Genomic DNA, 15791 nt, shown 5'->3' with positions numbered 1-15791 from the left:
AAAAGGAGGAATCTTTGGCTTGAAAATTATCCTGGCGGAAAATTATTTGGAAATGAGCCGGAAAGCGGCGGATATTCTATGTGCCCAGATCACTCTTAAGCCCAGCTCGGTTTTAGGACTGGCTACTGGTTCCACCCCTATAGGCGCCTACCAGGAATTGGTCTCACGATATCAGGAGAACAAGGTAAGCTTCTCCAGAATCAGAGCGGTTAATCTGGATGAATACCAAGGCCTATCCCCAGATGACCAGCAAAGCTACGCATATTTTATGCGTCGGCATTTGTTCGACTTTGTGAACATCCTTCCGGAAAACTGTCATATCCCAAACCCGCAGGCGCAGGATGTCAAGGAGGAATGTCTGCGGTACGACCGGCTGATCGACTCATTGGGCGGGATTGACCTGCAACTGCTGGGCCTGGGACGAAATGGACATATTGGTTTTAACGAACCGGGGGAAACGTTTATGAAAGGGACTCACTGTGTTGCCTTAAGTCAGAGCACCATTGAAGCCAATAGGCGTTTTTTCTCTGACAAAGAAGAGGTTCCCCGCCAGGCGCTTACCGTAGGTATGGCGCCTATTATGCAGGCCAGACAAGTTTTGCTGCTTGTCAGCGGAAAAGACAAAGCGCCGATGGTAAAAGAGGCGTTTTTTGGACCAGTCACCCCCTGGGTGCCCGCTTCTATTTTACAGCTTCATAAAGATGTTATTTTGCTGGGGGACCAAGCTGCGCTTTCCGAAATATAACAGGGAGGTCACAGAGGATGAGGATTACCAATGTACAGACGTTTCATGAGGACGGCTATTTTGAGGAGAAAGAAATCTTTATCCGTGACGGACGATTTGCCGCCTGCCCGCAAGCGGGCGAAGAAATCGTTGATGGGGAAGGGTGTTATGCGATTCCCGGGCTGACAGATATTCATTTTCACGGTTGTGTGGGAGTGGATTTCTGCGATGGTACCCAGCAGGCAATCGAGAAAATCGCCAGATATGAGGCGATGAATGGAGTCACTTCAATCTGTCCGGCCACGATGACCTTGGATGAAGAAAGTTTACTTCATATTTGCAGGACCGGCGCTGCTTACCGTCCTATAAAAGGCGCAGACCTTGTGGGGATACATCTGGAAGGGCCGTTCCTTTCTTATGAAAAGAGGGGCGCTCAAAATCCAGCATTCTTACAAAAGCCGGATCTGGCGTTTTTTTATCGTTTGCAGGAGGCGGCAGGGGGACTGGTACGGTTGATGGCAATCGCGCCGGAATTGGAGAACGCCTTGGAGCTGATCCAAGAGTTAGAAAAAGAAATAACTTTGTCCGTGGCCCATACCACGGCGGACTATGAAACTGCGAGGGAAGCGTTTTTTCGGGGAGCAAAGCAGGCAACTCATTTATATAACGCCATGCCCGCTTTCTCCCACCGGGCTCCGGGAGTTGTGGGGGCGGCTTTTGACAGTCCTGGCTGTCGGGCGGAACTTATCTGCGACGGGATACATATTCATCCCAGTGTGGTGCGCGCGACGCTGAAGATGTTCGGGGACGAGAGGATAATTTTTATCAGCGACAGTACAATGGCTACAGGGATGCCGGATGGAGAATATCAGCTTGGAAAGCAGGCGGTACAGGTAAAGGGAAAACGGTGCACCCTTGCAGATGGAACTCTGGCGGGGTCCTCCACGAACCTGTTGGACTGTGTGCGCACCGCCGTAAAAGAAATAGGGATATCTTTAGCAAGCGCTGTTAAATGCGCGGCAGTAAATCCGGCCAAGGCCATAGGGATTTTTGATAGCTACGGCAGTATTTGTCCCGGAAAATATGCGAATCTGCTGCTGATGGATGAACAGCTCAATTTAAAACAGGTGTTGCTGCATGGGCAGAAGCTGACTTGATGAGAAAGAAAAGTCCGGCCGCATTTTTTATATGCGGCCGGACTTTCTTGCGAGGAATAAAGAATATGCTATAATAAAAAGAAAAAGGAGGTCGTAAAATGAAAAAAGCGCTGATTGTAATAGATATGCAAAACGACTTTATTGATGGAAGTCTTGGCACAAAAGAAGCTTCGCAGATCGTTGAGCGGGTGGTGAATAAGATCAAAAGCAATAAGGGCCGCGTTTATTTAATGGCTACCCGGGACACCCATGAGAACGACTATCTTTCCACCCAGGAAGGCGAGCGGCTTCCGGTGGAACATTGTATTCGCCAAACAGCAGGCTGGCAGATTGAAAAGAGAGTTGCCGCTGCTTTGGGAGAGGATACGCCGGTAATCGATAAACCCACGTTTGGAAGCGTAGAACTGGCGCAGAAAATCGCTTCTCTTCCTGAGATAGAAGAGGTAGAACTGGTTGGTCTTTGTACAGATATTTGTGTTATTTCCAACGCTCTTTTGATCAAAGCGTTTCTGCCTGAGGTAAAGGTTTCTGTAGACGCCGCATGCTGCGCAGGAGTGACTCCTCAAAGCCATGAAAATGCGTTGGAAGCGATGCGGGTCTGCCAGATTGAAATAAAAACGGCCTAAAAATTCCTATTTACAAGGCTCATTTTTCAGCTAGCGCCTTAAAACGCAAAGCGTTTCCCGCCTGCGGCGGGGGCAAAACTTCGATTAGCCAGGCGTGGCTAAAAAGGCCAGCGGCAAAACAACGTTTTGCCGCTGGCCTTTTTTATTCTATATGAAGATGGAGCTTAAAGGTTACTTTGTCCGGCCGAAAAAAGGAGCGGTTTTGTTCCACAAGGCAATTATCTTTGTCATAACTGAGATAATCGCACTGAAAAACGATCTGGCCGGGGGAAAGTTCCAACAGCTTCGCTAGCTTTGGACAAGCGGCCACCGCCTGAACGCTGTCTTTAAAAGCAACCGGAGCGCGGCCCATCTGCCCCATAAATTCATACAGGGATGCTTTGGAGAAATCAATCTCTAACGCGCCGGGGAAATAGGCCGCTGGAAAAACAGCGTATTGGACTGAAAAAGGATGGCTGTCTGCTTGACGCACTCGGCCAAGATGATAAAACATCTCTTGGGGATCGCAAGAAAAAAGAGCGGCAATCTCAGGGGAAGCCGGTTGGCGATGAAGATAAAGCACCTTGCTTTGGGGGATCATACCGGCTGCGCGGATACCAATGCTAAGCCCGCCGAATCCGCCGGCTCCTACGTCAATTTTGCCGGGGACGGCTTTGACAAAGGTGCCGCTCCCATGTATTCGATATAACAGTCCTTCCTCTACTAAGGTGGAGACCGCATGTTTTACCGTCATTCGGTTTACCCCATAGAAAGAGGCCATTTCCCGTTCAGAAGGAATAGCTTGACCTGGAAGATAGACGCCGGATTTTATTTTTTCCAGGATAGTTTCCCGCAGCTGCAAATACATGGGGGAATGATAATCAACCATGTTACCCTCCCTCCCTAGCGCTGAATACATATAGCTCCGGCAGAGCCAAATGATCGTAATAAACGACAGGTGTTGTTTCATTTACAAGCAGAACGCCCTGCATACGCACATATTCCTGGGAAGGCAAAAGAACCTGCTCCTCTGGAGAAGGCGCGACAATGGAAATTTCTTCTTCCCCGTGGAAAAATGAAAAAGAGTACGCGTGTTTGAGCAGATCGCACACGTCACTGCTCTCTTGGTTATAACGGGCGGCAAAACCAGGCGCCAGTTTTTGGACGATCCAACATCTTTCCAACACCGAAGGAACCTCATCCAATAGGCACAAGCACCGCAGGTAATATACCGGCGTAGCAATAGGAAGCTTGAGAAACTGGCTGATTTCCCGATTGGATTCGATCATTTCCAAATGCAGAGTACGGCTATGTGTCCTCTGCCTGCCGGCCAGTTGGGATAAAAAAGGGAACTGCTGGTCGGTACGTATGATAGACATTTCACTTTCCTCCGTCTCAAGCAAGAATACCGCACATTCCTGCGGCTACCCCCAGCAGGAGACATCCGGCGATCAGCCAGTTAGAACTTACATTTTTTTTCATCAGCCAGTATAACAACAGGGTAAATAGCAACGCAGCAAGTCCGGGCAAAACATGATCCAAACCTGCTTGAACCGAGACGCCTGCAATGGTCAAGGGCGTTTGGACACGCACCATAAAGGCGGTCATACCGCCGATAATTACCAGCCCTAAAATATTTAGTGCCCAGGTCAGCCGTTCCACTACCCCAGACTGGCTCAGTTCCCGAATAAGGGAAGGCCCTTTTTCATATCCCAATACGGCTCCAAAATACCGGAATAGAAAATTCGGCACATTAAACAGCAGCACAAAAAGAACCGGCCCCAAATAGCTGCCCTGTAAGGCCAAGGAAATGCCGATCCCAGCCGCCGCCATACGCAGCACACCCCAAAAAATCGTATCCCCTAAGCTGGCCAGCGGCCCCATCAAATCAGACTTCACCTGATTAATCGCGCCAGTATCATACTGCGGATCCATAGCGTTTTGTTCTTCCATGGCGGCGCTGGCCCCCAAAATAAAAGGGGTACAGGCGCTGGTACAGTTAAAAAATTCGATATGCCTTTGCATAGCGTCCTTTTGTTTTTCGGGGTCGTCATACAGCTTTGTAATAATTGGTTTCATACAATAAGCATACGCCATAGACATCATACTTTCATAAGAAAAGGACGCTTCCATAGGCAGTGAGCGCAAAAACAGACCGCGCAGATCTTTTTTCGTTATTTTTCCCTCAGAAGTCCTCATCCGCCGGCGCCTCCTTTCCAGATGTATTTTGATGGATTTCCGAAAGAAGAATAAACATTATCCCCCCGGCGATACATCCAATCATCACAATAGCGGTCATAGACAGTCCCAAGGCCGCCGCCAGAATAAATCCTAAAAAGAAAAAGGGCACGGTTTTTTTGTTAAGCATCATACCTAGCAGGGTCGCAAAGCCTACTGCTGGAAGCAGCATCGCCGCTACCGACAGCCCATGTAAGAAAGTCGGAGGCAGGAAGGAGGCCAAGTTTTGCGCCCAGCCTGCGCACATGCCGAACAAAAGAGCAACCATTGCCGCGCCTGCCAAAGGATGAAAAAGGCTGGCGGCAATATGCATCCGGGCGCCTTTGTCCAGCTGGCCCCGATCGATGTACTCCTTCGCGCGGCGGCAATAAGCGGAATTGATTTTGGAATAGAAAAAGTTTTCTAGGATTCCCCCTAAAATGGAAGCAGGCAGAGCGAACAGCAGAGCAAAGCCGATATTTCCATCAGCCCATACAGCCAAGGCGATTCCCAAAATCCCTCCGGCCACAATATCCAAAGAGATCGCCGCGCCAATTTCCATCAGGCCCATCCATACCAGTTCCAATACCGCCCCCATCACCAGCCCTTGCAAAGGCGCCCCTAATACCAGTCCTGTTATCCAGCCGCTCACCAGCGGTCTGCCGATAAAGGTAGTTCCTAAAAAATCCTGCATATAAGCGAGGAAGGCTACAAGGAAAAGCAGCCCCACTTTTATAAGCATTTTAAAACTCCTTTCCTTTTATCAGTCGCCGAGTTTTTCCCCTTTGTCGTTGGGGGCTTGCTTTATCTCCAACACCACCCCGGACTGAGACAGCGCTTTTAAATCTTCCTCCTCCTGGGGTGTGGCGTACACCGCCTTTCCAATTTCCCGGGTTCCCTCCCGTTGCTTGGAAAGCCCCAGGTTGACCGTCCGGATAGAAGGACAACCTTCACATAACTTTCTGGCGTCACCGATGGTTTCCACCAGTATAAGCAGCTTATATTTATCCGTAACGCCGGAGTTGATGGCTTGTACCGCCTGCGCCACAGATTTAAATACCAACTTACAGGAAGCGGGCCTAGCCAGACGCAGGGCTGATTTACGGTTTTCATTTTGGGCAACCTCGTCACAGGCGATTAAAATACAGTCTGCCCCTACAAAATTTGTCCAGGCAAATACCACCTGTCCGTGCAGCAGGCGGTAATCCACTCTTACTAGTTTTATCATACCTACTCCTCCTAAAAGTCGTCGTCCTGGACCGGCTGAGACAGCCGGCTGCAGTAAACAATCCCGTTTTTAGCGTCGCTGAGAGCCAGCTCGATCCATTGGCTGGTGGAAAGGGAAGGGTCGTCGTTAAGCAGGCTGAGAACCAGCGTCAGATTCATGCCGCTGATCAAATGGGCGCCTGTTTGTGCTGCCAGCTCTATCATTTGATTGTTCACGCTGCCTCCCATCAGGTCGGTGACAAGAACGGTTTCTCCTGGGGAGGATTGGATAAGTTTTTTTACCATTGCGGGGAAATTCACGTTTTCTTCTGTGTAGGCGCTGATGGCATAAAGGTTTTTCTGTTTGCCCATAATCATCTGGGCAGTATCGGCCATACCTTTTGCCAGTTCTCCGTGAGACAGCAGTATAATCGTTTTCATCCTTTTTCCTCCTGATTGCTGGCGCAGTGGGCCAGGTCGTTGCTTTCAAAGGGATAAACCGCAGTATCGATCCCGGAATCCCGGGAAGAAAGGGCCGCCAACACCTGCAGAGGGACAGAATAAAACAGGACGGAGAGATTTTTGCTGGTTTTACAGGGGAGAAGGAGATCTTTTTCCCCCCAAGGCCCCTCCTCCGAGGTGATGACAAACACATGGGATGTAACTGTCAAAAAGAACTCCCGAAACTGAAGCATCCGCTCTTTTTCCCGCTCATCCGAACAGATCAGATAAATAAATTCCCGGTTGTTTAAAGCCATATCCGGGCCGTGCATAAACTCCTCCAGCTCGTAGGCCTGGAACGGACGGCGGAAAGTTTCCCCCACCTTTAACGCCGCTTCTATGGCAGTGGCATGATTGATGCCGTAACCGGCGACCACACCCAACTCCATGGAAAGCATTTCTTGCTTGTGTTTTTCATACCACGCAATGCTGCTTTCCACGATTTTTGGCATCTGCGCCAGAACGTCCTGCAGCTGGCAAAGGAGTTTTTCATACGAATCCTTTTCCAGCTTGGCCAAAGCACGGGCCGTTTCCAGCGCCCATAAATATAAAGTAAGTACTGTGACAGTATATCCTTTGGTTTCTACCATGACATCCTCTTCCCCGCACAAAAGACGAATTATCTGCCGGGCATAGCGGGTGATCGGGCTATTTAAATCCTCTGTCAGTACCGCAGTCTGCCAACCTTCTTCATAGGCTTTTTTCAGGGCGTTGATGGTGGAGATGCTGGTGCCGGTCTGGGAGATAGCGACAATCAAAATTTCATCCTTCTTATAGATGCCATTGATATTTACCTTTACATAGTTAGTAAATACCGTAGGAATGCAAACCTCCACCTCCACCCCCAGAAGTTCACTGAAGTAGGTCTTTCCTACCAAAGACGCATTATACGAGGTGCCGGAACCGAGAAGATACACTTTTTTAATGGGATGCTTTTTAAATATCTCAGCAAAAGGCGCGCAGAACTGTTCTCTGTGGGCAAAGCACTCACGCAGCGCCCGTGGCTGGTCGCAGATATAACCGAATACGGTTGGCTTTTCCATAGATAAGACGTCCTTTCCACATGATTTGACTTAAAGTGGTTTATTTATGAACCACTTGTTTCTAGTTTTAGGATAAAAGGAGGGGACTCCTTTGTCAAGAGAAAAAGGACAAAAAAGGGAACCTTCCCAAAAAGGAAGGCTCCCACATAGTAAATATTACAGTTTTTACACGGACAGTCCGCCGTCCACGATAATGTTGGCCCCAGTCATGAAAGAATTTTCCCGACTGGCCGCAAACAGAATGGCCTGGGCGATTTCCTCCGGCGTACCCAGCCGTCCCAAAGGCTGTCGGGCAGTAAACGCGGCATACGCCGCCTTAGGGTCCGGGGAGGAAGAAATCCGCTCTTCCAAGGAAGGGGTAAGAGTAGTCCCAGGGCAGACGCAGTTCACCCGTACATTGTCCTTTACATAGTCGGAGGCCATCGCCCGGGTCAGGGAAAGGACCGCTCCCTTGGAAGCGGAATAAGCCGCGCGGTTAATAAGGCCCTTGACCGCCGCGACGGAAGCATTATTTACAATTACGCCGCCCCCTTGTTTTCGCATATGGGGAAGGACATAGCGGCACAGCAGAAACACGCTGCGCACATTTACGCCCATACACCGTTCCCACTCCTCCAAGGAGGTTTCCTCCACATTGCCGGAGGGAACAATCCCTGCATTATTAACCAGTACGTCAATCCGTCCAAAATGGGAAAGCGCCGTTTCAATAAGTTCTTTGGCGGAATGAGACTGAGAAACATCCCCAAAATGGGAAACGCACTCGGCCCCGGTTTCCTTTACAGACAGGCAAGCGGCAAGGGCATGCTGCTCTGACAGAGAATTGAGTACCACCTTTGCCCCGGCCGCGCCGAATTTGGCGGCAGCCACTCTTCCAATCCCCGCCCCTGCGCCGGTAATCACTACAACCTGCTCTTTAAAATCCATGTCGAACCTTCCTTCCAAAGATTACATTAATACCACTGTACGGCCAAAACTTTCTCCTCGGCGCAGGCAGTGGAGACCCGCATTAATTTCCTCCAGGGAGAAGGTATTGGAAACATAGGGGGTAACAATCCCATCTTCCACCAGACGAATAGCCTCCGCCAAATCCTGACGGGTGCTTCCCCGAATGCCAATAATTTCTTTTTCCCGGATAACCAAATCCTGGTAGGAAGCTGTGAATTGGGAGTCATTATATCCTACCACCACAATCTTTCCCCCGGGGCGAAGCACCGACAGACAGGTTTCAATGGAAGTTTGGATTCCGATATTATCAAAGATAACATCGCACATTTCCCCCTGGGTAAGCCGGGAGATTTCCTCGATTAAATCCTGGGTGCGGGTATTGATCACCCCGTGGGCGCCGAATTGCTTTGCTATTTCCAGCTTTTTGTCCTGGCGGCTGGTGGCATACACCTGCGCTCCGAAGTACCGGGCAATCTGTACTCCCTGAAGCCCCAGGCCGCCAACGCCCAACAAGAGGACCCGGTCGCCGGCAGTCACTTTGCCCTGGTTTTTAATGGCATGATACATACATACCACCGCATCTGGAATAATCGCCGCCTGGGCAAAGGGGATATCCCTGCGGATAGGAAAAAGGTTTTCTGCCGGAACGACGCAATATTGCTCATGGGAGCCGTTTCGCTCAAATCCAATACGCACTAAGCTTTTACAGAGATTTTGTTTTCCCCGGCGGCAGAACCGGCATACTCCGCAGGTAATGTCAATCGCGCACACCACATGCTCCCCTACGCTCAGCCCGGTGACCCCCTCCCCCAATTCTTCCACAATGCCGGCCATTTCATGTCCCGGTGTAAAGGGGAGCGTTACTGTGGGGAGCATCCCGTCCTGAATATGAAGGTCGGAAGCGCACAGCCCGCTGGCCTTCACCCGGACCAAAACTTCGCCGTGGCCAGGAGAGGGAATAGGAACAGTTTCTATTATAAGGTCTGAATGAAATTCTTTCAAGATGGCGGCTTTCATGGTTTTCTGCAGCATAATTTTATTCCTTTCCTCATCTCAGCGCCAGCACCCGGGTAGGGGAACCTTCCGCGCCGATGAGCTTTAGAGGCAAGGCGATAACGTCAAATTCTTTCCCAACCAGCCCGCTCAGGTTGGTAAGATGTTCGATATTCAGACACCCGTTTTCCAGAAGAATCTTATGCACCTGGAAGGTTTCGGGGTTGAGGACCGGGGATTTGGCCCCGATCTCCTGGAAAAAATCGAACCCGGCAATTTTTGCCCCCTGGTCAACAAGCCATTGGGCCGCATCCTCCCCTAAATAAGGGGAATCGGTCCAATATTGGTCAGTGCCAAACATTTTGTCGCTCCAACCGGTATAAAGAAATACCATCATCCCTGAACGCATATATTTCTTTGCAGGTTCCAACATTTCAGCGGTGACCGGCTGGTTGGGCTGCACCATGCTGCAGTCAATACACCAGCCTTTTCCCAAAAACTGGTCCAAAGGCAGCTGATCGATGGTTTTTCCCCCGGGAACAATATGCCGGGGCGCATCCAGATGGGTGCCTGCATGTATACCTGACTGGTAAAACCCCACCTGAATGCCGTCTCTTTTTGCGTCTTTATACAGCCGAAATTCTACTGGCGGCAGGGTTTTTCGATTTCCAGGAGGAACAGACATACCGCTGGTAATGGGAAGGGTCAGGTCGATTATTTGGGTATAGCCTTTCAGCATAGGTACTCCTCCTTACTTCACAATCAGATCTACAACCGCATTTTTCTCCATGTCCACCAGTCCCCAGGTACATAGCTTGTAGGTACCGAAGTGTCCTGGATAAACCATAAAGGCCAGCTGATGGAAGGGGCTTTTAATGGGACAGCCTAACGTTTCGATTGCTTTGTATACACTGATCAGATCGGCGGATACCTGTTCATAAGGACGCTGGGAAAACAACCCGGCCAACGGCAGATCCAGGGCATGCAGTATCTGCCCATCCTTCACCGCTACAAATCCGCCGCCCTTTTCAATCAGATAGTTGGCGGCGATGGCCATATCCTGCTCATTTGTTCCCACCACATTGAGGTTTTCACTGCATGGGTTGTAACAACTGGCGATAGCTCCAGCTTTCAGCCCCAGTCCATGGATAAATCCACAGCCGGTTTTTCCAGTGCGCTGGTGCCGGTCAAAAGTAAATATTTTAAGGAAATCACGCACCGTATCCGAATACAGCTGGCCGTTTTTCACCTGAAATTCTTCTTCCATAGGAGTAGAAAAGAGGGAACCGTCATTGAGCCCGATTACCCGGACGGTTACTTTTTCTTTTTGTGGCGCGGGAATAGAGAAATCCCCGGCGCTTAACGGTTCCAAATGGACAGTGTTCTTTAAAAAAGCGGGATAATCCGGCTGGGAGAGTTCCCTTAAATATCGTCCCTCCTGGGCCAGCAGCTCGCCATTCATATAAACGGAATGGATAGATGCTTTTTCCAAATCGTCAATGACAAGAATATCCGCATATTTTCCTGGGGCGATGCTTCCCACCTGATCGTCCAGGCGGAAAAAACGCGCCGCATTTAAAGTGGCCGCCCGGTAAACGGCAAGGGCCGGCGCCCCCATTTGGATGGCGTGACGGACTTTTTCATCCATATATCCCTTCTGATACATCCGGGTAGGATCGTTTTCATCACTGGAAAACGCCCAATCCCCCAGTAAGTTCAGCTGCTGGGGCTGTGTACCGATTAAAGCGTCAATATCCGAGCCTACCGAACCGTCCCGCACCTGGATACTCATTCCCAGGCGCGCCTTTTCCACGGCGTCCTCCCAATGGACACATTCATGATCTCCGGTAAGACCCACATAATTCATGGCTGCCTGCAGGCGTTTGTCCCGCATTTCGGAAGCGTGGCCCACGATGGTTTTTCCCAGCCGGTGACATTCGTCCACAATACGCATCACCGCTGCATCGCCTGAAACAATCTTGCTGAGATTTAACTCGTTGATGCCGTAGCAATCTTCCCAATGCAGAGCTTCCATGGCATCGCTTTCGGTGAAAGTGCCAAGATTTTCAAACAGTTCGTTCTGGTGAAAAGCGGGCATGGGGATGACAAACAGCGGACGCAGACCGGTGGCTTTCAATTCCTCCACAAAAAAACGGATACCAGGAATTCCGCACACCACCCCGATCTCATACATATCAGTGGCAACACAGCATCCGCCGTGGATCAAGGCTAATTTTCCCCATTCCGTCATACTCAAATGACTGCCGCCGGTATGTAAATGGCAGTCAATCATCCCGGGAGAAAGATACTTTCCTGAAACGTCAATCTGCTGAGTATTTGGGCCGATGGTATGGGAAACATCCCCGATATAGGCGATACGCCCCTCCTTGACAGCGATGTCTGCAGGGTAAGTTTCCAGGGTGTGAACATTAATTAACGTTCCCCCTAAAAAGACCTTGTCTGCTTTTACTTCTCCTAAGGCGGTTTTTGCCAGCAGTAATTTCTGCGCCGGCGTTGCTTTTTTCATTTTTACCCCTCCTGTCCTTATCTGCGTTTTACATATTTTTGTGTATCAATGGAAATTGCCAGCAGGATGATCAGCCCTTTGACCAGATATTGAATATAAGGGTTGACGCCTAAAAACACCAGTCCGTAACTTACCAGCTGGAAGATCAGCACTCCGGCCAATACGCCGGGAATGGTTCCCACGCCGCCCCGCATGGAGACGCCCCCCACCACGCAGGCGGCAATAGCGTCCAGCTCATATCCATATCCCAGGGAATTGGAGGCGCTGCCGGTTCTGGCGGCCTCAAAGGAGCCGCCCAAACCATACAGCAGTCCGGCAATAAGAAAGATCAGCAGCAGATTTTTGGTGATTTTCACCCCTGAAACGTTAGCTGCCTCTGGGTTGCCGCCAATGGCATACATGTTTTTTCCAAGCTTTGTTTTGTTCCATATAAACCAGATGATCGCCGTGACGATTGCGGCGTAAATTACAAGAAACGGCAATCTTACAGAACCGATCATAAACCCGCCCTGAACAAAGGCTTTAAATCCGTCGTCCAGTCCGCCGATAGGGGAGGAATCGTTGACATAATCAAAATAAAGGGACAAAATCCCCATGACGATCAGCTGAAAAGCCAACGAGGCGATAAAGGAAGGAACTTTGATTTTGGCAATGACTAGCCCCAGCAGGATCATAATAAGAGCGGAAAGCAGCATAGCCCCTAAAATAGGAAGCCATAGGGGGAGCCGGGGCATAGAGGAGAAGATGCGCCGGGGATAATCCAGATTTTGCAGCAGGGAAGAAACCAGGATCCCCGAAAGACCAATCATTCGCCCCAGAGACAAATCCGTATGGCCTAAGATGATGATCCCGGCGATTCCCAACGCAAAAATAACCCGGGTAGACGCCTGACTTAATATAAAGCTGATATTATCCAATGTAAGCAGCCCTGGATTGATCATTACCATGACAAGGAAAATCGCCGCCAGGACAAAATAGATGGCGTTGCTTAACAAAAACTTTGATACGCTCCCAGATTGCTTTTTCCAGGAAACGGCGGTTGTGCTGATTGATTTCATCGTTTTTGGACCTCCCTTATTACAGGTATTTCGCCGCAAGGCTTAAGATTTCTTCCTGCGTGGTTTCCTGGGTATTTACAATACCGGCCACCAGGCCTCCGCTCATGACTAAAATCCGATCGGTAACCCCCAGAAGTTCGGGCATTTCTGAAGAAATAAACAGGATTCCCTTTCCTTGCTGGGCCAAATCGATCATGAGCTGGTAAATTTCAAACTTGGACACCACGTCAATCCCCCGGGTGGGTTCGTCCAGCATGAGTATTTTGGAGTTTGTGAGAAGCCAGCGGCCCAAAATGACCTTTTGTTGGTTGCCGCCGGAAAGACTGCCCATATGGGTTTTCAAAAAGGGAGTTTTTACTTTCATATTTTCCACGACCCATTTTGCGTCGCTCACCATGGCGGTATTATCAAGAACGCCCAGTCTTCCAGTGTACTTGGCCAAGTTGGCCACTGTAGCGTTTTGAATAATCGGCAGATCCTCAAATACTCCAGTTTGCCTGCGTTCCTCTGTCACCAGAGCAAATCCGTTTTCAATGGCTTGAGAAGGGGTACGATTTTCTACCTTTTTTCCTTCTACATAAATTTCTCCCTGTTCCCGGGTGCGCAGCCCGAAGATCGTTTCCACAAGTTCGGTGCGCCGCGCTCCCACCAGGCCGGCAATTCCAAGGATTTCTCCCTGGCGCAGCTGGAAGGAGGCGTCCTTTACCGCAGGAGCGTAAGCGCCTTTAATATTGCGCACCTCCAATAGGATATCCTCGCAGCAGCGGCTGCTTTTTTGCGGAAAGCGGTGGGAGAGGTCCCGCCCCACCATGAGCGAGACAATCTTATCAATGGTTAGTTCTGCAGCGGGCTGGGTGGCAATCGATTTTCCATCCCGCATGATGGTCACCTCGTCGGAAATTTGCAAAATTTCTTCCATTTTATGAGAGATATATACGATGGCGCAGCCTCTGCTTCGCAGATCGCTTACAATGCGGAACAGATGGCTTACCTCATTTTCCGTTAGTGAAGAAGTAGGTTCGTCCAATACAATAATCTTGGCCCCGCAAGAAACCGCTTTGGCGATTTCTGCCATTTGCCGCTGGGAAACGGAAAGCTCCCCGATTTTTTGTTTTGGATCAATGTCAATATGTAAATTATCAAAGATTTCTTTGGTATTGCGGTACATGGCCCGCTCGTCAACCACAATTCCTTTCATAGGAAAGCGCCCCAGCCAAATATTTTCCATAACATTTTGTTCTAATACCTGGTTGAGTTCCTGATGAACCATAGAGACCCCGCCCTGAAGGGCTTCATAGGGATTATTAAAGTTTACCGGATGTCCGTCCAAAAAAATTTCCCCGGCGTCTTTTTGATAAATTCCAAATAGGCATTTCATTAAAGTCGATTTTCCGGCGCCGTTTTCCCCCATCAGAGCATGAACACAGGACGGGCGTAAAAGAAGCTGAGCGTGATCCAGCGCTTGCACTCCCGGAAACGCCTTGCAGATATCCCGCATTTCCAAAATATAGTCGCTGTTTGCCATACACAGGTCCCTCCTTTAAAAAAAGTATGTCTCGGACGGCATGGCAAATAATACGCCATGCCGTCAGGGACAAACAGGAGAAATTAGTTACCTAACGCCACATTATAGATATCAACGGCGGTTTGAGTATTTTCTTTGGTAATTTTAATAAACGGGGAACGGAAGTCCTTAATAGCGCCCAGTTCCACCCCTAAGTCTTCCTCAACAGGGCGTCCGAAGCACAGGTTTTTCGCCATCACGATGGTGGCCCGGCCTTCGTTGACCGCATCCTGCAGAATACAGCCGTATAGTGTGCCGTCCTCAATCAGGGGGATGGCTTCCGGAATAGCGTCATGGCCGATAAACAACACTTGCTTTTGCGGATCGTCGCCGAACCAGCCGGCAGCTTTCAGAGCTTCCACACCACCAAGCATCATGCCGTCATTGTTGGTGATTACCATTTCAATCTCAGATCCGAACCGTCCAATCCAAGCGTCCATGACATCTTTCGCCTGGTCAGAACGCCAGTTGGCTGTCTGAATATCCAGGTTTTTGAAGGTGATACCATCGCTGTAAGCGCCCAGAGTGTCTAGGTTTGCCTGAGTACAAAGCTCCGCGTCTGGATGGCCGGGTTCGCCCTTGATAATTACATAGTTGATGACGCCGTCGCCGTTTTTATCCGCCGCCGGATTAGCTTTCACAGCGTCGATACACATTTCTGCCTGCATCACGCCGCCGTCATAAGGAGAGCAGCCGGAATAATAGGCGTTGTCATAACTAAGCATATCTTCGTCAGAAGGACATTTATTAAAGAATATCAAAGGTTTTCCGGTGGGTTTCACCTTTTCAATAATTGTGCTGGCGGATTCCGGCTCTACCAGATTGACGCACAGGGCGTCTACGCCTCTTTGAAGAAGGGTATCCACCTGCTCGGCCTGTTTCGCTTGGTCGTTCTGGGAATCCTGCATAATGATCTCTACATCTTCCCCAGCATAATAATTAATAGCGTTGCGGATGTAGGTGCAGTAATTGTTGGAATAATCGAATACCAAAACGCCGATCACCGGCTTTTCCGCCGTTTGATCATCTGTGCTGCTGTCCTCGGCCGGGGCGCTCTGTTCAGGCGCAGCGGATGAGGGGTTGTCATTTGGGGAATAGGTAGAACATGCAGTCATGCTTAGTACCAAGACCAGGATTAAAAGTGCGGCTAATAGTTTTTTCATTATTTTCCTCCTTTGTGTTTCTATCCATCTTTTTTAGCGGCTTATGGTGGGAATAGGTAGTCACCTCCTTTTGTATAAATAAGTATAT

17 protein-coding genes are annotated in these 15791 nt (G+C 49.6%); 3 read left to right on the top strand and 14 right to left on the bottom strand.

The genetic code is table 11. The features are described from left to right. Positions 1-19 precede the first annotated feature (19 nt). The 3 genes from nagB (at position 20) to H8705_RS06790 (ending at position 2507) form a co-directional block, all read left to right on the top strand. Positions 20-745 carry a glucosamine-6-phosphate deaminase gene (gene nagB, locus H8705_RS06800; protein ID WP_262395081.1) on the top strand — a complete coding sequence of 242 codons (726 nt, stop codon included), beginning with the start codon at positions 20-22 and terminating at the stop codon, positions 743-745. A gap of 17 nt (positions 746-762) precedes the next feature. Continuing rightward, positions 763-1881 (top strand): N-acetylglucosamine-6-phosphate deacetylase, encoded by a 1119-nt coding sequence (gene nagA / locus H8705_RS06795; protein WP_262395080.1) that lies wholly within the window; start codon positions 763-765, stop codon positions 1879-1881. 98 nt (positions 1882-1979) lie between these two features. Beyond that, the gene (locus H8705_RS06790; protein WP_262395079.1) at positions 1980-2507 is read left to right on the top strand and encodes a cysteine hydrolase family protein; all 528 of its coding nucleotides are present in this window, start codon (positions 1980-1982) and stop codon (positions 2505-2507) included. A 142-nt stretch (positions 2508-2649) separates the two neighbouring features. Here the strand turns inward: H8705_RS06790 and H8705_RS06785 are convergent, their stop codons facing one another. The 14 genes from H8705_RS06785 to H8705_RS06720 all read right to left on the bottom strand — a co-directional run bounded on the left by H8705_RS06785 (position 2650) and on the right by H8705_RS06720 (position 15703). Then, on the bottom strand, positions 2650-3375 hold the full coding sequence (locus H8705_RS06785; RefSeq protein WP_262395078.1) for a GntR family transcriptional regulator: 726 nt from the start codon (positions 3373-3375) through the stop codon (positions 2650-2652). 1 nt (position 3376) lies between these two features. Next, positions 3377-3865 (bottom strand): UTRA domain-containing protein, encoded by a 489-nt coding sequence (locus tag H8705_RS06780; RefSeq protein ID WP_262395077.1) that lies wholly within the window; start codon positions 3863-3865, stop codon positions 3377-3379. A 16-nt stretch (positions 3866-3881) separates the two neighbouring features. After that, positions 3882-4685 (bottom strand): PTS system mannose/fructose/sorbose family transporter subunit IID, encoded by an 804-nt coding sequence (locus H8705_RS06775; protein WP_262395076.1) that lies wholly within the window; start codon positions 4683-4685, stop codon positions 3882-3884. Then, complete coding sequence (locus tag H8705_RS06770) at positions 4672-5445, bottom strand: PTS mannose/fructose/sorbose/N-acetylgalactosamine transporter subunit IIC (protein WP_262395075.1); 774 nt, start codon at positions 5443-5445, stop codon at positions 4672-4674. The genes H8705_RS06775 and H8705_RS06770 overlap by 14 nt, the downstream gene beginning before the upstream one ends. Positions 5446-5466: 21 nt before the next feature. Continuing rightward, the gene (locus tag H8705_RS06765; protein ID WP_262395074.1) at positions 5467-5931 is read right to left on the bottom strand and encodes a PTS sugar transporter subunit IIB; all 465 of its coding nucleotides are present in this window, start codon (positions 5929-5931) and stop codon (positions 5467-5469) included. An 11-nt stretch (positions 5932-5942) separates the two neighbouring features. Further along, the gene (locus H8705_RS06760) at positions 5943-6350 is read right to left on the bottom strand and encodes a PTS sugar transporter subunit IIA (protein WP_262395073.1); all 408 of its coding nucleotides are present in this window, start codon (positions 6348-6350) and stop codon (positions 5943-5945) included. Further along, positions 6347-7453, bottom strand: a complete 1107-nt coding sequence (locus H8705_RS06755; RefSeq protein WP_262395072.1) for an SIS domain-containing protein — start codon at positions 7451-7453, stop codon at positions 6347-6349. The genes H8705_RS06760 and H8705_RS06755 overlap by 4 nt, the downstream gene beginning before the upstream one ends. A gap of 165 nt (positions 7454-7618) precedes the next feature. Beyond that, complete coding sequence (locus H8705_RS06750; protein WP_262395071.1) at positions 7619-8377, bottom strand: SDR family NAD(P)-dependent oxidoreductase; 759 nt, start codon at positions 8375-8377, stop codon at positions 7619-7621. Positions 8378-8398: 21 nt separating this feature from the next. Next, positions 8399-9430 (bottom strand): alcohol dehydrogenase catalytic domain-containing protein, encoded by a 1032-nt coding sequence (locus tag H8705_RS06745; RefSeq protein ID WP_262395070.1) that lies wholly within the window; start codon positions 9428-9430, stop codon positions 8399-8401. 16 nt (positions 9431-9446) lie between these two features. Continuing rightward, positions 9447-10130, bottom strand: coding sequence for a cyclase family protein (locus tag H8705_RS06740; protein WP_262395069.1), 684 nt, complete (start codon positions 10128-10130; stop codon positions 9447-9449). A gap of 12 nt (positions 10131-10142) precedes the next feature. Further along, complete coding sequence (locus H8705_RS06735) at positions 10143-11918, bottom strand: adenine deaminase C-terminal domain-containing protein (RefSeq protein WP_262395068.1); 1776 nt, start codon at positions 11916-11918, stop codon at positions 10143-10145. A 17-nt stretch (positions 11919-11935) separates the two neighbouring features. Further along, positions 11936-12976 carry a galactose/methyl galactoside ABC transporter permease MglC gene (gene mglC / locus H8705_RS06730; RefSeq protein ID WP_262395067.1) on the bottom strand — a complete coding sequence of 347 codons (1041 nt, stop codon included), beginning with the start codon at positions 12974-12976 and terminating at the stop codon, positions 11936-11938. A gap of 19 nt (positions 12977-12995) precedes the next feature. Beyond that, positions 12996-14501, bottom strand: a complete 1506-nt coding sequence (locus tag H8705_RS06725; protein WP_262395066.1) for an ATP-binding cassette domain-containing protein — start codon at positions 14499-14501, stop codon at positions 12996-12998. Between the two features lie 83 nt (positions 14502-14584). Then, a complete protein-coding gene (locus tag H8705_RS06720; protein WP_262395065.1) occupies positions 14585-15703 on the bottom strand; it encodes a galactose ABC transporter substrate-binding protein in 1119 nt (372 codons plus the stop codon). Between the last annotated feature and the right edge of the window lie 88 nt (positions 15704-15791).

It is taken from the genome of Youxingia wuxianensis, from assembly GCF_014385085.1.
In the GTDB taxonomy this organism is placed as follows: Bacteria; Bacillota; Clostridia; order Oscillospirales; family Ruminococcaceae; genus Youxingia; species Youxingia wuxianensis.
Note: the sequence above shows the minus strand (reverse complement) of the source record. Positions and strands in the feature narration are given on the sequence as shown.

Excerpts from the sequence above, each read along its gene's own strand:
- nagA (WP_262395080.1), top strand. The coding sequence starts at position 763 with ATGAGGATTACCAATGTACAGACGTTTCATGAGGACGGCTATTTTGAG.
- H8705_RS06790 (WP_262395079.1), top strand. The coding sequence starts at position 1,980 with ATGAAAAAAGCGCTGATTGTAATAGATATGCAAAACGACTTTATTGAT.
- H8705_RS06785 (WP_262395078.1), bottom strand. The coding sequence starts at position 3,375 with ATGGTTGATTATCATTCCCCCATGTATTTGCAGCTGCGGGAAACTATC.
- H8705_RS06780 (WP_262395077.1), bottom strand. The coding sequence starts at position 3,865 with ATGTCTATCATACGTACCGACCAGCAGTTCCCTTTTTTATCCCAACTG.
- H8705_RS06775 (WP_262395076.1), bottom strand. The coding sequence starts at position 4,685 with ATGAGGACTTCTGAGGGAAAAATAACGAAAAAAGATCTGCGCGGTCTG.
- H8705_RS06770 (WP_262395075.1), bottom strand. The coding sequence starts at position 5,445 with ATGCTTATAAAAGTGGGGCTGCTTTTCCTTGTAGCCTTCCTCGCTTAT.
- H8705_RS06765 (WP_262395074.1), bottom strand. The coding sequence starts at position 5,931 with ATGATAAAACTAGTAAGAGTGGATTACCGCCTGCTGCACGGACAGGTG.
- H8705_RS06760 (WP_262395073.1), bottom strand. The coding sequence starts at position 6,350 with ATGAAAACGATTATACTGCTGTCTCACGGAGAACTGGCAAAAGGTATG.
- H8705_RS06755 (WP_262395072.1), bottom strand. The coding sequence starts at position 7,453 with ATGGAAAAGCCAACCGTATTCGGTTATATCTGCGACCAGCCACGGGCG.
- H8705_RS06750 (WP_262395071.1), bottom strand. The coding sequence starts at position 8,377 with ATGGATTTTAAAGAGCAGGTTGTAGTGATTACCGGCGCAGGGGCGGGG.
- H8705_RS06745 (WP_262395070.1), bottom strand. The coding sequence starts at position 9,430 with ATGCTGCAGAAAACCATGAAAGCCGCCATCTTGAAAGAATTTCATTCA.
- H8705_RS06740 (WP_262395069.1), bottom strand. The coding sequence starts at position 10,130 with ATGCTGAAAGGCTATACCCAAATAATCGACCTGACCCTTCCCATTACC.
- H8705_RS06735 (WP_262395068.1), bottom strand. The coding sequence starts at position 11,918 with ATGAAAAAAGCAACGCCGGCGCAGAAATTACTGCTGGCAAAAACCGCC.
- mglC (WP_262395067.1), bottom strand. The coding sequence starts at position 12,976 with ATGAAATCAATCAGCACAACCGCCGTTTCCTGGAAAAAGCAATCTGGG.
- H8705_RS06725 (WP_262395066.1), bottom strand. The coding sequence starts at position 14,501 with ATGGCAAACAGCGACTATATTTTGGAAATGCGGGATATCTGCAAGGCG.
- H8705_RS06720 (WP_262395065.1), bottom strand. The coding sequence starts at position 15,703 with ATGAAAAAACTATTAGCCGCACTTTTAATCCTGGTCTTGGTACTAAGC.